Annotated in this window: 13 protein-coding genes; 7 read left to right on the top strand and 6 right to left on the bottom strand. The window is 66.8% G+C overall.

Annotated features, from left to right (window positions below; all coding sequences use genetic code 11):
* Positions 1-156 precede the first annotated feature (156 nt).
* The 4 genes from GWQ44_RS29910 to GWQ44_RS29895 are packed head-to-tail and all read right to left on the bottom strand — an operon-like array spanning position 157 to position 3,892.
* Positions 157-951, bottom strand: coding sequence for an ABC transporter permease (locus GWQ44_RS29910; protein WP_275928999.1), 795 nt, complete (start codon positions 949-951; stop codon positions 157-159).
* The gene (locus GWQ44_RS29905) at positions 948-1,706 is read right to left on the bottom strand and encodes an ABC transporter ATP-binding protein (protein WP_275928998.1); all 759 of its coding nucleotides are present in this window, start codon (positions 1,704-1,706) and stop codon (positions 948-950) included. Before GWQ44_RS29905 ends, GWQ44_RS29910 begins: the two co-directional genes overlap by 4 nt.
* Positions 1,703-2,677 carry a YVTN family beta-propeller repeat protein gene (locus GWQ44_RS29900; RefSeq protein WP_275928997.1) on the bottom strand — a complete coding sequence of 325 codons (975 nt, stop codon included), beginning with the start codon at positions 2,675-2,677 and terminating at the stop codon, positions 1,703-1,705. The genes GWQ44_RS29905 and GWQ44_RS29900 overlap by 4 nt, the downstream gene beginning before the upstream one ends.
* A gap of 30 nt (positions 2,678-2,707) precedes the next feature.
* Entirely contained in the window at positions 2,708-3,892 is a 1,185-nt protein-coding gene (locus GWQ44_RS29895) for an ABC transporter substrate-binding protein (RefSeq protein ID WP_275928996.1), read from the bottom strand.
* 190 nt (positions 3,893-4,082) lie between these two features.
* On the opposite strand from GWQ44_RS29895, the gene GWQ44_RS29890 reads away from it, so the two are divergent.
* The 3 genes from GWQ44_RS29890 to GWQ44_RS29880 are packed head-to-tail and all read left to right on the top strand — an operon-like array spanning position 4,083 to position 6,117.
* Positions 4,083-4,205 carry a hypothetical protein gene (locus tag GWQ44_RS29890; protein WP_259699551.1) on the top strand — a complete coding sequence of 41 codons (123 nt, stop codon included), beginning with the start codon at positions 4,083-4,085 and terminating at the stop codon, positions 4,203-4,205.
* Positions 4,206-4,207: 2 nt separating this feature from the next.
* A complete protein-coding gene (locus tag GWQ44_RS29885) occupies positions 4,208-5,479 on the top strand; it encodes a sensor histidine kinase (protein ID WP_275928995.1) in 1,272 nt (423 codons plus the stop codon).
* A complete protein-coding gene (locus GWQ44_RS29880) occupies positions 5,479-6,117 on the top strand; it encodes a response regulator transcription factor (protein WP_275928994.1) in 639 nt (212 codons plus the stop codon). Before GWQ44_RS29885 ends, GWQ44_RS29880 begins: the two co-directional genes overlap by 1 nt.
* 899 nt (positions 6,118-7,016) lie before the next feature.
* Here GWQ44_RS29880 and GWQ44_RS29875 read toward each other — a convergent pair.
* Entirely contained in the window at positions 7,017-7,676 is a 660-nt protein-coding gene (locus GWQ44_RS29875) for a pentapeptide repeat-containing protein (protein ID WP_275928993.1), read from the bottom strand.
* A gap of 185 nt (positions 7,677-7,861) precedes the next feature.
* Positions 7,862-9,757, bottom strand: coding sequence for a quinoprotein ethanol dehydrogenase (gene exaA, locus GWQ44_RS29870; protein WP_275928992.1), 1,896 nt, complete (start codon positions 9,755-9,757; stop codon positions 7,862-7,864).
* Positions 9,758-10,010: 253 nt separating this feature from the next.
* Here exaA and pedF point away from each other — a divergent pair, with 253 nt between their 5' ends.
* Genes pedF through GWQ44_RS29850 form a run of 4 tightly spaced genes read left to right on the top strand, consistent with a single transcriptional unit; the run spans position 10,011 to position 13,091 of the window.
* On the top strand, positions 10,011-10,472 hold the full coding sequence (gene pedF, locus GWQ44_RS29865) for a cytochrome c-550 PedF (protein ID WP_016967318.1): 462 nt from the start codon (positions 10,011-10,013) through the stop codon (positions 10,470-10,472).
* Positions 10,473-10,477: 5 nt separating this feature from the next.
* Positions 10,478-11,353: a transporter substrate-binding domain-containing protein gene (locus GWQ44_RS29860; RefSeq protein WP_275928991.1), complete on the top strand. Its 876-nt coding sequence runs from the start codon at positions 10,478-10,480 to the stop codon at positions 11,351-11,353.
* An 8-nt stretch (positions 11,354-11,361) separates the two neighbouring features.
* Positions 11,362-12,132, top strand: coding sequence for a quinoprotein dehydrogenase-associated SoxYZ-like carrier (locus GWQ44_RS29855; protein ID WP_275928990.1), 771 nt, complete (start codon positions 11,362-11,364; stop codon positions 12,130-12,132).
* Positions 12,133-12,167: 35 nt separating this feature from the next.
* Positions 12,168-13,091, top strand: a complete 924-nt coding sequence (locus GWQ44_RS29850; RefSeq protein ID WP_275928989.1) for a quinoprotein relay system zinc metallohydrolase 1 — start codon at positions 12,168-12,170, stop codon at positions 13,089-13,091.
* Positions 13,092-13,245: the final 154 nt, after the last annotated feature.

The raw sequence follows: 13,245 nt of genomic DNA, 5'->3' as shown, positions 1-13,245 counted from the left end.
GACGCCAAACCTGGCAGCGCGATCCATCAGGGCAACCCACGGGGGGGTATTCGCTGCAATGTGCCGGTTTGCGGATCGCTGGAAGGTCCTGCGGCCCTTGTCGCAGCCTCGCCCTAGGCTCGGCAGCGGCTACAGGGGCTCTTTATCCGGGGAAAACTAGGCGGTGCTTTTGCGCAGGGCGGCGTGCTGAGGGTTGAAGGTCAGCACCGCCAGCACGGAGAACACCAGGGTCAGGCCCAGGCACACCGCCAGGGCCAGCAGGTTGAAGCGTTGGTACAGGGCGAAGCGCACCAGTTCCACGGCGTGGGTAAAGGGGTTGAGGGCGCACAGCCAGTACAGCCAGGGGCTGGCTTCGAGCATCTTCCACAGCGGGTACAGCGCCGAGGACAAAAAGAACAGCGGGAAGATCACGAAGTTCATCACCCCGGCAAAGTTCTCCAGTTGGCGGATGGCGTTGGACAGCAGCAGCCCCAGGGCGCTGAGCATCAGCGCCACCAGCAGCAGCGCCGGCAGCGCGGCCAGCAGGCCCATGGCCGGCGGTTGCACGCCATACAGCCAGGCCACGGCGAGGAAGGCGTAGACCTGCAGTAGCGAGATCAGCGAGGTGGCCAGCAGCTTGCTGGCCAGCAGGAAGGCCCGGGGCAGGGGGCTGGTGAGCAGCACGCGCATGCTGCCCATTTCCCGGTCGTAGACCATCGACAGCGAGCCCTGCATGCCGTTGAACAGCAGGATCATGCAGGCCAGCCCCGGGACGATATAGACCTCGTAGGGAATGTAGGTGCTGTAGGGCTCGATGATGGCGATGCCCAGGGCGGCGCGAAAGCCGGCGGCGAACACCAGCAGCCACAGCAGCGGGCGCACCAGGGCACTGAGAAAACGCGTGCGCTGCAGCACGAAGCGCAGCCATTCGCGCAGCACGATGCCGCGCAGGCACTGCCAGTAGGCGTTCATGCGAGCGGTTCTCTGATCGGGGCCGGGCGTGGCTGGGGATTCTGGGTCAGGCGGGTGAAGGCGGTGCCCAGGTCGCCGCCCTGTTCCTCACTGATGGCGCTGGCCACGCCGCTGGCCACCAGGCGCCCCTGATGCAGGATCAGCAACTGGTCGTCGGCCTGCACTTCGTCCAGCAGGTGAGTGGTCCAGAGCACGCTCAGGCGCTGCTCCTGGCACAGCTGGCGAATGTGCCGGTTGAGCGCCAGGCGGCTGGCCGGGTCGAGGCCGGCGCTGGCTTCATCGAGCAGCAGCAGGCGTGGTTCGTGCAGCAGGGCGCGGGCGATTTCCACCCGTCGGCGGTGGCCGCCATTGAGGGCACGGACGCTGTCCCGGCGCCGCTCGCTCAAGCCCTGGCGCGCCAGTTCGGCGTCGATCCGCGCCTGCCCCTGGCGCCGCGACAAACCGTGCAGCGCGGCGTGGTAGTGCAGGTTCTGCTCCACGCTCAGGTCCAGGTCCAGGGTGCTTTGCTGGAACACCACGCCGAGCTGGCGCAGGGCGGCGCGGGCGGCGTTGCGCAGCGAGCAGCCACCGACGCGGATGTCGCCCTGTTGCAGGTCGTAGAGCCTTGTGAGCAGGGCGATCAGGGTCGACTTGCCGGCGCCGTTGGGGCCCAAGAGCGCGGCAAAGCGCCCGGGAGCCAGGCTCAGGCTGACCTGATCGAGGGCCTGGCGCGGGCCATAGGCGAAGCTCAGCTGGCTGACCTCCAGGGCGTTCATGGGGTCACCACCACGCCCCAGGGATAGCGCCCGACCTTCACCGACTTGAGCACCTTGAGGCTGTTGACGTCGATCACCGAGACATCGCCGCTGACCCCGTTGGTGGCCAGCAACTGGCTCTGGTCCGGGGTGAATGCCAGCTGCCAGACCCGCCGCCCCACCAGCAGGTAGTCGAGGATCTCGTAGGTCTTGGCGTCGATCACCGCCACGTGGTTGGCCGGGCCCAGGGCGACGAAGGCGTATTTGCCGTCGGCGCTGAGCTTGATGCCCACCGGCTGCACCTTGTCCGGGTGCACGCCTTTGATCTTGAAATTCAGGGTCTTGAGCACCTGGCGCGTGGCCACGTCGAGGATGGTCACGGTGCCGCCGATTTCCGCCGAGGCCCACAGCCTTGAGCCGTCCTGGTTGAACTCGACGAAGCGCGGGCGCTGGTCCACCAGGGTGCTGTCGGCCAGGGTCTGGGTGCTGGTGTCGATCCAGTGCAGCATGTTGGTGGTTTCGCTGGTGTTGACCGCCCACTTGCCGTCGGGGCTCACCGCCATGCCTTCGGGCTCGACCCCGACGTTGATCTGGCCGAGGACCTTGGCGGTCTCGGTGTCGATCACCGTGACCAGCGCATCGTCCTCGTTGGATACGTACAGCCAGCGGTTGTTGGGGTGCAGGGCGAACTGCTCGGGGTCCTTGCCGGAGGGCAGCTCCTTGATGATCTTGCGGGTGGCCACGTCCAGCACCTGGACCCGGTCCGAATCGCTGGCGCAGATGTACAGCAGCTTGTTGTCATGGGACAGCAGCAGCCCGCGCGGGCGCTGGCCCACCGGCAGGGTCGCGGTGACTTCCAGGGTCTGCAGGTCGATCAGGCTCAGGCTGTTGTCCTTTTCATTGGACACCCAGGCGGTGGCGGCCATGGCGTGCCCGGCGGCGAACAGCAGGGCCGCGCACAGGGCGGAGCGGCAGAGAAGAGGGCGGCGCATGGCGGATTCCTTGTTGTTGTGGTTATCGGATCAGGGGTAGCGGCAGGTCACTTCGGGGCGGTCGTAGCCCAGGCTGTCCATTTCGTTGAAGGGGTGCAGGAAACCGTCCTGGGGCGAAGTGCTGACCAGGGCCCGGGGCTGCACCAGGGGAATCGGCTGGCGCAGTTCGCCGTTCCACGGCCGGTAGCTGAGCTTGCGGCCCTTGAACCCGTCCAGGGGCAACTGCTCGCTGAGCAGCAGGGTCTGCAGGGCCCGAGGCTCGGCCTGGCGCAGTTTGCTCACCGCGCTGGCGACGCTGCGCACGGCCATCCAGGCGGCGAAGTCGCGGTCGTTCATCCAGCGTCCGGCCTGGGCTTCGAAGCGCTTTTGCAACTGCGCGGCGCCGAAGGTCTCGACGCTCTTGTGCCAGCCGGTGGGGGTCAGGCCCTGGGTGCCGGCCACCGGGCGCGGGAACCAGGTCTGGTAGGGCAGGTATTCGCCGAAGTCGCCGCGCTCGTCGGCCACCAGCACCACGTCGTATTCGGCGGTCTGGGTGAACAGCGGCATGTCGGCCTGGGCGCTGCGGCGCTGGTCGTTGTCGAAGGTCCAGGGTTTTTCCGCGACGATCTTCACGCCGAAGCGCTGGGTGGCCCGGCGCAGGGCATCGGCATAGGCCCGGTCATCCTCGGTCTGGCCGACGATGAGCAAGGCCCGTTGCCATTTGCGCAGCACCATGAACTGCACCAGGGCGTCGGCCAGCATCGCCCGGCCGGGCAGGCTGTGCAGCACGTTGCCCAGGCACTGGCTGCTGCGCAGGCGGTCGTCGGGGCTGCCGGCGTTGAACAAGAGGCTGTCGGGCAGGGCGGCGGACAACTGGCGCAGGCTGGCCGCCGGGGCATTCACCACGAACAGCCGCAGGCCCTGGTCGTGCTGGGCTTTGGCGGCTTGCAGCAAGGCTTCGGGGCTGTCGACGCTGGCGCTGTCGAGCTGGAACTGCTGCTTGAGAAAGCGCCCGGTGCTGTTGCTGTCGACAATCGCCAGCTGCGCGCCTTGCAGCCCGGCATCGGCAGGCTCGGGAATGATGTTGGACAGCAGCGGGCCGGGGTCGGGGCGATAGCCCAGGTAGCCGATGCGCACTTGCAGCGTTTCCTCCGTGGCCTGGCTGGCGGCCATGGGCAACAGGGCCGAGGTCAGGGCCAGCAGGCAGGTCAGGATAAGCGGGGCAGGCTGGTGCATAAGGCACTCCACGGCAGGTGGCGCCAGCATAGGAACAGCGTCGGGGCGGGGAAATATGCAGAAAGTAGCGCTCGGGCAGTACCAAGGTAGTAGCCCGGCGCGGGTGCGGCGGTCTTAGCATGGTCCCAGCGGCCCCGACCCTGGCCGAACCCGCCCCGAGCCCTGAGCCCGAACCTTGAGAGAGATGCTCATGCGCATCATCAAAGTGCTGCTCCTGCCCTTGCTGCTGATCCTCAGCCTGATCGGCGTCGACCGCCTGCACGGCCCGCGCCCGGTGCTGCCCCAAGCGCTGCCCTTGGTGCCGGGGCGCTAGGCATGTCGGCGCTGTGGCGGATCAACCTGTGGGTCACGGCATTCTTTGCCGTGGTGACCCTGGCCTGCGCCGCCTTGCTGCTGCATCAGGCGGTGGCCGATGTCGAACGTGAATTGCAGTCCGCCGAGGCGGTGGTGGAGTACCTCAGCGACAGCGCCGCGCGCAACCCGGCGGGCCTGCAACCGCACCTGACCCAGAGCCTGCGCCATGTGCGGGTGCACTGGCTGGCGCCTGACGAGGCGGCACACATGCCGGAGGAGGCCGGGCTGGACGCCTGGCTCGGCCGCCAGCTGTTCAGCGAGCGCCGCCACAGCGCCCGCGAACTGGACCTGGGCGACGGCCGCCGAGTGCTGATCGCCGTGGACGCGCGGGATGAGATCGACGAAGTCTGGGATTCCCTGCAACAGCTGTTGAGCCTGTGCGGCCTGGCCCTGTTCCTGAGTCTGCTGACCATCCGCTGGGCGGTGCGCCGCGGCATGGGCTTGCTGGATGACCTGTTGCGCGCCTTGCAGCAGGTGTCCGGCGGGCAACTGGCGGTGCGCCTGCGCGAAGCCGGCCTGCCGGAGGCGCGGCAACTGGCCGGGCACTTCAACCGCATGACCGCGACCCTGGAACAGACCCGCGCCGACAACGCGCAATTGACCCAGGCCCTGCTGGCGGTGCAAGAGCGTGAGCGCACCTACCTGGCGCAGACCCTGCACGACGACCTCGGGCAATATCTGGCGGGCATCCGCGCCCAGGTCTGCCTGCTGCGCATGGTGGCCGACCAGCCGACGGTGGTGGAACACACGGCCCAGGCCCTGGAGCTCAACTGCGAGCGCTTGCAGCAAGGCTTTCGCGCCCTGGTGCAGGACCTGTACCCGGTGGTGCTGCAGCACCTGCCGCTGGCCGAAGCCTTCGGTTTGCTGGTGAGCCAATGGCAGGACAGCCAGGGCATCGACTGCCAATTGCGGGTCGGCGCCGACCTGCCAGCGTTGCCCAGCGCCAGCAAGACCCACCTCTACCGCCTGCTGCAAGAAGCGCTGACCAATGTCGCCCGGCACGCCGACGCCAGCCAGGTACGGGTGCGCCTGCAACGCAGCGCCCGGGGCCTGCGCCTGCTGGTGCGCGACAACGGTTGCGGCGCGCGCCAGCCCCAGCGCCCCGGCGTCGGCCTGCACTCGATGGCCGAACGGGCCCGCAGCCTGGGCGGCGAACTGCACATCCTCAGCCGTCCCGGCGCCGGTTGGGCGCTGGCCTTGAACATGCCCCTGAACATGCCCATGGAGGCCTGATGAACATCTTGTTGGTGGATGACCACGCCGTGGTCCGCCAGGGTTACGCCAGCCTGCTGCGCGCGGTATTGCCGGCGATGCAGGTGCGCGAAGCGGCCAGCGGCGAAGAGGCCCTGACCCGAGTGGCCGAAGAAGTGCCGAACCTGGTGATCATGGATTTCGGCCTGCCGGGCATCAGCGGCCTGGAGACCACCCGCCGCCTGCGCCAGCGCCTGCCGCAGCTGCGGGTGCTGTTCTTCAGCATGCACGACGAACTGCCCCTGGTGCGCCAGGCCCTGGAGGCCGGCGCCTCGGGCTACCTGACCAAGAACTCCGCGCCCCAGGTGCTGATCGAAGCGGTGCACCGCGTGCTGGCCGGGCACGCCTACATCGAACAGCCCCTGGCCACGCAACTGGCCTGCACCCCGGCGCAGAACAGCAGCGACCCGCGCTTGCAGAGCATGACCCAGCGCGAACTGGAGATCTTCGTGATGCTGGCCAAGGGCACCCCGGCGCGGGTGATTGCCGAGCAGCTGTGCATCAGCGCCAAGACCGTGTCCAACCATTTGACCTTGCTCAAGAGCAAGTTGCAGGTCAGCTCCCATGCGGAGTTGGTGCATGTGGGGATTGATATGGGGGTGGTGCGGGTGGCGGGGTGAGGGGGTGCAGTTGGGGCTAGGGGATTGAGGGCGTATCCGTTGCTGCGGTTATGGCGGTTTCGCCCTTACATACGGCGATTGGGATGGAGTACATATCCGTTGCTGCGGCTGGCGGTTTTGCCTACATGGTGAGCGGGCGGGGTACATATCCGTTTCTGCGGTAACGGCCACTTAGGGTTTCGCCCTTACGGCGAGTCACTTTTACCAAACGCCGTAAAAGTAACCAAAAGGGCTTGCCCCTCCATACGGCCCCTCGCTGGGGCTCGGGGTGCCCGAGCTTCGGCATTGCTCCGGGGGCCCGCCGCCAACCGGCCATTCATGGCCGGGTGGCGGCTAGCTCGGCATCCATGCCGAGCTGCCCCCTACGCAACGCCTACGCTCGGCCTGCTGGGAAGGGGCCTGAAGATCAAAAGCCAAGCGCGTTTTACGCGCTGTCCGTAGGAGCCGGCTTGCCGGCGAAGGGGCCCGTGAGACATGCAGCGCCTGAGCGGACGCCTTCGCTGGCAAGCCAGCTCCTACGGAGGGGCGTGTGCACAATCCATCTTCAGGCCGGCCGTAAGGCCGCCGTCAGATTTTGCCTTTGCTTTTGATCTGGCTTTTGATCTTCCTGCCCCTTTAGACACGATGGCCGAACGCAGGCATTGAGCCGTGGGTAACCCGGCAGGACGCCGGGTTAGCCGCACTGGGCCATGGATGGCCCATTGCGGCGGCCCACGGATCAATGCCGGAGTTCGGGCATGCCGAGCCTAGGCGAGGCACCGAGTGGAGGGGCAGAAGCCCTTTGCTTACTTTGGGGCTTTTCCAAAGTGAGTCGCTGTAAGAGCGAAACCATAAGTGGCCGTTACCGCAGGAATGGATATGTACCCAACCCCGCAGCAACGGATACATACCCCGTCCTCTCACTTATCCCAAGTCCCCGGACACCCCTGGCACCCCTCCATATTGGCATCCTGAAAATTCCCATAATGCTGCCGCGCCCCGCGCAAATCGGCGCGTTCCAGATTGCTCTCACCCAACTTGGCCTCCTGCAGATTGGCATCCGTCAGATTGGCCCCTTGCAGATCCGCCTTGCTCAACCAGGCCATCTCCAGATCCGCCGCCTGCAGGTTGGCCCGGTGCAGTTTGGCCCCGGACAGCCGGGCAAATTGCAGATAGGCACCACTGAGGTTGGCGTTCTCAAATTGCGCGCCCTGGGCAAACAGGCCCCAGCCCTGGATCGCCATCAGCTTGGCGTCGGTAAAGTCCGCCAGCCGCAGGTTGCTCTGTTGCAGGCTGGCGCGGGTCAGGTTGGCGCCTTGCAGGCGGGCTTTTTCCAGGTTGGCCAGGTCCAGCTGGGCATGGCGCAGGTCGGCGTCACGCAGGTCGGCGCCGGCCAGGTTCATCTTGCGCAGGTCCTGGTTGGCGAGGTTGGCGCCACGCAGGTTGGCGCCGGGGCATTGGCTGGCTTCGGCGATCAGGCAGCCGTTGATGGTCAGCGGGACGTCGTTGCCGTCGTCGTCGGCGTTCATGGCCAAGGCGGGGGAGAGGCTCAGCAGCAGGGCCAGGGGCAGGTAGTTCATGGTGCGGTTCTCCAGGCGGGAGTGAAGGCGGGTGGGGCGAGGGCGCGGGCTGGCGCTCGGCCGGCGCCCTGGGGGGGCGTAGCCGTGTTGAACCCGGCCCCTGGGGTGTGTCGGGCACATCTCAGGGGCCGGTTTTGGCGCCGCTGCGCGGCCCAGCGGGAGCAAGCTCCCTCGCCACCAGTCGGTCAGCGCTGGGCGGTCTTGTTATCCCAACTTGGGATCTTGAACACCCAGAACGAGCCGCCCTGGGCCACCGGCTTGGTCAGCTCGGCCATGTCGCCGCCCCACAGCGGCACCGCGCCGCCGTAGCCCACGGTCACGCCGATGTACTGCTCGCCGTCCTGTTCCCAGGTGATGGGCGGCGAGACGATGCCGCTGCCGGTCTGGAATTTCCACAGTTCCTTGCCGGTCTTGGCGTCGAAGGCCTTGAAGAAGCCGTCGCCGGTGCCGGTGAACACCAGGTTGCCCTTGGTCGCCAGGACGCCGGCCCACAGTGGCAGGTGTTCCTTGTGCTCCCACACCAGCTTGCCGGTGGTCGGGTCCATGGCCCGCAGGGTGCCGACGTGGTCGTCGTACATGCGCTTGATACGGAAACCCATGCCTAAGTAGGCCGAGCCTTTCTTGTAGTTCACTTCCTCGGTCCAGTACTCCTCCTTCCACTGGTTGCCGGGGATGTAGAACAGCCCGGTGTCCTGGCTGTAGGCCATGGGGTTCCAGTTCTTGCCCCCCAGGAACGGCGGCGAGACTTCCACCGGCTTGCCCTTGGTTTCACCCGGCAGCGGTTTGGCCGGACGCTGGCCTGCGTTTTCCACCGGGCGGCCGGTCTTGAGGTCGATGTGGCTGGCCCAGGTGATGTTGTCGACGAAGGGGAAGGCGTTCTGCAGTTTGCCGTTGTTGCGGTCCACCACGTAGAAGAAACCGTTGCGGTCGGCGTGGCCGGTGGCCTTGACCACCTTGCCGTCCTTGCCCTTGTAGTCGAACAGCACCAGTTCGTTGTTGCCGGAGAAGTCCCAGGCGTCGTTCGGCGTGTGCTGGTAGAACCATTTCACTTCGCCGGTGCTCGGGTCGACGCCGACCTGGCCCGAGGTGTAGAGGCTGTCGTAGTCGTGAGGGTTGCCGTCTTTGGCGGTGCGTGCCCAGGTGTTCCACGGGCCGGGGTTGCCGGCGCCGACGATGATGGTGTTGGTTTCGGCATCGAAGCTGGCGCTCTGCCAAGGGGCGCCGCCGCCATGGCTCCAGGCTTCGACCTTGCCGGTTTCGGTGGTCTTGTCGTCGGGCCAGGACGGTGCCTTGACGTCGCCGGTGGGGGTGCTGTCCTTGCCGTTCAGGCGGCCCATGTGGCCTTCTACGAAGGGCCGCATCCACACCTCTTCGCCGGTGTCCGGGTCGCGGGCGAACAGCTGGCCGACCACGCCGAATTCATCGCCGGAGCTGCCGTGGATCAGCAGTACCTTGCCACTGGTCTTGTCCTTGATCAGCACCGGGGCGCCGGTCATGGTGTAGCCGGCGCTGTGGTCGCCGAACTTCTTGTTCCACACCACCTTGCCGGTGTTCTTGTCCAGGGCGATGACCCGGGCGTCGAGGGTGCCGAAGTAGATCTTGTCGCCGTAGATCGCCGCGCCGCGGTTGACCACGTCGCAGCACGGGCGAATGTTGTCCGGCAGGCGGTGGTTGTAGGTCCACAGGCGCTTGCCGGTCTTGGCGTCCAGGGCGAACACCCGCGAGTAGGAGCCGGTGACGTAGACCACGCCGTCGCGGACGATGGCCTGGGATTCCTGGCCGCGCTGCTTCTCGTCGCCGAAGGAGTAGGACCAGGCCGGGGTCAGCTTGAACACGTTCTTGTCATTGACCTGGGCCAGGGGGCTCCAGCGTTGGGCGTTGGTGCCCATGCCGTACTGCAGCACGTCCTGGGTGGTCAGGTGGTCGTTGGCGATGTCTTCCCAGGTCACGTTCTGGCTGGCAGGTGCCGCCGGGGCGGTGGCCGCTGTGACCGCCGCGCCCAGGGACAGGCTGCCGGCCAGCAGCAGGGCCTGGACGGCAAGGCTCAGGGGGGAAAGGGCGGGTAGCGATCTTATTGTCATGGTTGCAGTTCCCAGTGGAGGTTTTGGCCTGACTAGGGTCTGCCGCGCGAGGCGCTTTGAGATACGGAAAAAGTCCCGCCCTTGCCGGGAATAGTTCCCGGGCGGCACCTGATTTAGGCCCGCGCCACAAGCCCTACTACCAAGGGAGTAGGGCGCGACCACCAAAGCAGCATACGGCCGCCCGCCGGCTGTTTCTAAGATGGCGCCATGGCCTCTGTAGCGAGGTCTTGCGTGCAATCTTGAGGGCATAACAATGACAACAAAACGCAACGCCTTGCTCGCGGTAGGGCTGCTGACCGGTGCCTTGGCCACCGGCGCTGTATGGGCCCATGGCAACGTGGTGCCCCAGGCGGTGGAAACCAAGGGCCTGACGCCGATCAAGGACGCCGGGGTGAGCGTCGATGGCGACGGCTGGGCTTCGGTCAACCCGTACCGCACCTCGCCCGAGCACGACAAGGCGGTGGAAATCGGCGCCTCGGCCTACAACCAGAACTGCGCCGCCTGCCATGGCCTGGAAGCCAAGTCCGGTGGTATCGCTCCAGACCTGCGCATGCTCGATGCCGGCGAAGCCGGGGATGAATGGTTCGTTGAGCGGGTGCGCCACGGCGCGGTGCGCGATGGCCGGGTGTACATGCCGAAGATGGCCGACTACCTGAGCCAGGAAGCCCTGTGGGCGGTGCGCACCTACCTGGACAGCGTGCGCGTCGAGGAGTGATCGCCATGGGCCGCTTCGCCCTGTTCCTGGCTGGCCTGCTGCTGTGTTGCGCCACGGCCCAGGCCGGGGTGCGCAACTACGACACGATGATCGCCTCCGGTGAACTGAAGGTGGCGGTGTACGAGGATTTTGCCCCCTACAGTTTCGAGGACCAGGGCCAGCCCCGAGGCGTCGATGTGGAGCTGGCGCAAGCCCTGGCCGAGGCCCTGGGGGTGCGCCTGCAACTGATCTGGGCGCCGCCGGGGGAGAAGCTCGACGACGACCTGCGGGACTACATCTGGCGCGGCAGCCCGCTGCGCCACCAGCAGTTGGCCGACCTGATGATGCGCGTGCCCTACGACCACGACTACGCGCAAAAGCGCAACGAACTGGGGGAGCTGGCCAACGATCACGTGGTGATGTTCGGCCCCTATCAGGAGGAGCGCTGGCAGGTGGCATTCGACCGCCGCCGGCTGGATTCGGTGGCCAGTGTCGCGGTGTTCCAGGAGCACCCCATTGGCGTCGAGGTGGACAGCGTGCCGTCGTTCTACCTGACCTCGGTATTCAACGGCATGCTCAGTGCCAAGACCCACCATTACCCCAGCGTGCAACAGGCGTTCGGCGCCTTGCGGGCCGGGCAGGTGGACGCGGTGATGGCCATGCGCGGCGAGATCGACTGGCAGCTGCATCAGGCCGCTGATCCGCAGTTGGCCCTGGCGGAAAACGCCTACCCGAACATGGGCAAGCAGGTGTGGGAGATCGGCATGGCGGTGCATGAAAGCAACCGTCAGCTGGCCTATGCCGTGGAAGAGGCCCTGGAAGGGCTGATCCGCGACGGTCGCCTGCAGGCGCTGTACGCCCGTTATGGCCTGCGTTACGAGGTCCCACAGATGTATCAATAGGAGCTGCGATGAACTGGCGAGCGACCTGTCTGCTGGCGTGCTGGCTGCCCTTGGCGACCCCGGCGCTGGCCGCCGATCCGCAGGCCCCGGGCCCGGACCCGGTGCCCTCGGTGATGTGGGCCTTCTACCACAAGCAATTGCTGGGGGAGGCGGCGTTCGTCTTCGATGACCGGGTCAAGCTGCTGGCGCCGCCCTTTGCCGAGGATGCGCGGCAGGTGCCGCTGGAAATCGACGCCCGGGCCTTCAGCGGCGAGGTGGTGCGCATCCTCGCCTGGGCCGAGCTCAACCCCTTGCCGCGCATCGTCGATTTCGAACCGGGGGAGCGGGTGCTGCCCTGGCTGTCGATCCGCATCCGCATCGAGCAGGCCACGCCGCTGCGCGCCGCGGTGCTGACCCGCGATGGCCTGTGGCACGTGGGCTCGACCCTGATCGATGCCGCGGGCGGCGGCTGTACCGCGCCCAGCGTGGTGCGCACCCAGCCCGGCTGGGAAGAGCACATCGGCGAGGTGCTGGGCGGGCGTTATCCCCGTGGGGAGGCCAGCCGCCTGCGCCTGCAAATCTCCCACCCGATGGACAACGGCCTGGTCAGCGGCGTCCCCGAGTTCTTTCTCAACCACGCCGAATTGCGCGACCAGAACGATCAGCGCCTGGCCAGCCTCGAACTGTTCCCGGCGGTCAGCGAAAACCCCAACCTGGGGTTCGATATCCAGGGGCCGGGGCAGACCCGCTTGCTGTTGCGCGACAACAGCGGCAACCAGTTCGAGGCCAAGCTGCCCTGACCGCATCCTTTGACCCACCCGAGCCGAGGCGCGCCATGCGTTGGATCCTGCTGTTGCTGCTGTGCCTGGGCCTGCCGGCCCGGGCCGACCTGGACTATTCACTCAAGCCCCGGCAGATCGCCGCGGGCACCTGGCTGCTGGAAGGCAGCACCGACAACTTCGCCAAGGCCAATGGCGGCAATATCGTCAACACCGGGTTCATCGTCACCGACAGCGGGGTGGTGGTGATCGACAGCGGGCCGTCCAAGCGCTACGGCGAAGCCCTGCGCCGGGCGATTGCCGCCACCACCGACAAGCCGGTGATCCAGCTGTTGCTGACCCACCATCACCCCGACCATGTGCTGGGCAACCAGGCCTTTGGCGACGTACCCATCGGCGCCCTGGCCGGCACCAGCGATCTGCTGCGCCAGCAGGGCGAGGCCATGGCCGAGAACATGTACCGCATGGTCGGTGACTGGATGCGCGGCACCGAGGTGGTGCTGCCGACCCAGGTGCTTGAGCCCGGGGTGCTTGAGGTGGGCGGGCATCGCTTGCGCCTGCTGGGCCTGAGCGGGCACACCGGCGCTGATCTGGCGATTCTCGACGAGAACACCGGGGTGCTGTTTGCCGGTGACCTGGTGTTCTACGAGCGCGCGCTGACCACCCCCAACAGCCCGGGGCTCGGGGTCTGGCTCAAGGACCTGGACACCTTGCAGGCCCTGCCGTGGAAGCTGATCGTGCCCGGCCATGGCCCGGTGGCCAGCGATACCGCGCCCTTTGCCCAGATGCGTGACTACCTGGGCTGGCTGGACGGGTTGATGCGCGACGGCGCGGCCCAGGGCGACGACATGGCGGAGATGATCCGCCGCCCGATCCCCGAGCGTTTTGCCGGCATCAGCCTGACCCGCTACGAGCTGATCCGCAGCGTCAGCCACCTGTACCCGCGTTACGAGCGCCAGCGCCTGCAGCGCCTCGATTAGAAGCAGCAGAGAAGCAGCGGCAAGCGGCAAGTGATAAGCGGTGGTGAGTCAGTATTGTGGTGAGGGAGCAGCAGCAAGTAGCAAGCTTCAAGCTTCAAGCGGCAAGCTGCACCGCTCTTCTCTTGCCGCTTAAAGCTTGCCGCTTGCCACTGCC

The sequence above is a fragment of the Pseudomonas sp. 3MA1 genome, from assembly GCF_029237275.1.
Taxonomy (GTDB): Bacteria; Pseudomonadota; Gammaproteobacteria; order Pseudomonadales; family Pseudomonadaceae; genus Aquipseudomonas; species Aquipseudomonas fluorescens_AP.
This window is presented reverse-complemented; position numbering and strand designations above follow the sequence as displayed.

What these genes read in the sequence shown, in the direction of transcription:
- GWQ44_RS29905 (WP_275928998.1), bottom strand. Translation starts at nt 1,706, where the DNA reads ATGAACGCCCTGGAGGTCAGCCAGCTGAGCTTCGCCTATGGCCCGCGC.
- GWQ44_RS29890 (WP_259699551.1), top strand. Translation starts at nt 4,083, where the DNA reads ATGCGCATCATCAAAGTGCTGCTCCTGCCCTTGCTGCTGATCCTCAGC.
- GWQ44_RS29850 (WP_275928989.1), top strand. Translation starts at nt 12,168, where the DNA reads ATGCGTTGGATCCTGCTGTTGCTGCTGTGCCTGGGCCTGCCGGCCCGG.
- GWQ44_RS29885 (WP_275928995.1), top strand. Translation starts at nt 4,208, where the DNA reads ATGTCGGCGCTGTGGCGGATCAACCTGTGGGTCACGGCATTCTTTGCC.
- GWQ44_RS29880 (WP_275928994.1), top strand. Translation starts at nt 5,479, where the DNA reads ATGAACATCTTGTTGGTGGATGACCACGCCGTGGTCCGCCAGGGTTAC.
- GWQ44_RS29860 (WP_275928991.1), top strand. Translation starts at nt 10,478, where the DNA reads ATGGGCCGCTTCGCCCTGTTCCTGGCTGGCCTGCTGCTGTGTTGCGCC.
- exaA (WP_275928992.1), bottom strand. Translation starts at nt 9,757, where the DNA reads ATGACAATAAGATCGCTACCCGCCCTTTCCCCCCTGAGCCTTGCCGTC.
- pedF (WP_016967318.1), top strand. Translation starts at nt 10,011, where the DNA reads ATGACAACAAAACGCAACGCCTTGCTCGCGGTAGGGCTGCTGACCGGT.
- GWQ44_RS29900 (WP_275928997.1), bottom strand. Translation starts at nt 2,677, where the DNA reads ATGCGCCGCCCTCTTCTCTGCCGCTCCGCCCTGTGCGCGGCCCTGCTG.
- GWQ44_RS29875 (WP_275928993.1), bottom strand. Translation starts at nt 7,676, where the DNA reads ATGAACTACCTGCCCCTGGCCCTGCTGCTGAGCCTCTCCCCCGCCTTG.
- GWQ44_RS29910 (WP_275928999.1), bottom strand. Translation starts at nt 951, where the DNA reads ATGAACGCCTACTGGCAGTGCCTGCGCGGCATCGTGCTGCGCGAATGG.
- GWQ44_RS29895 (WP_275928996.1), bottom strand. Translation starts at nt 3,892, where the DNA reads ATGCACCAGCCTGCCCCGCTTATCCTGACCTGCCTGCTGGCCCTGACC.
- GWQ44_RS29855 (WP_275928990.1), top strand. Translation starts at nt 11,362, where the DNA reads ATGAACTGGCGAGCGACCTGTCTGCTGGCGTGCTGGCTGCCCTTGGCG.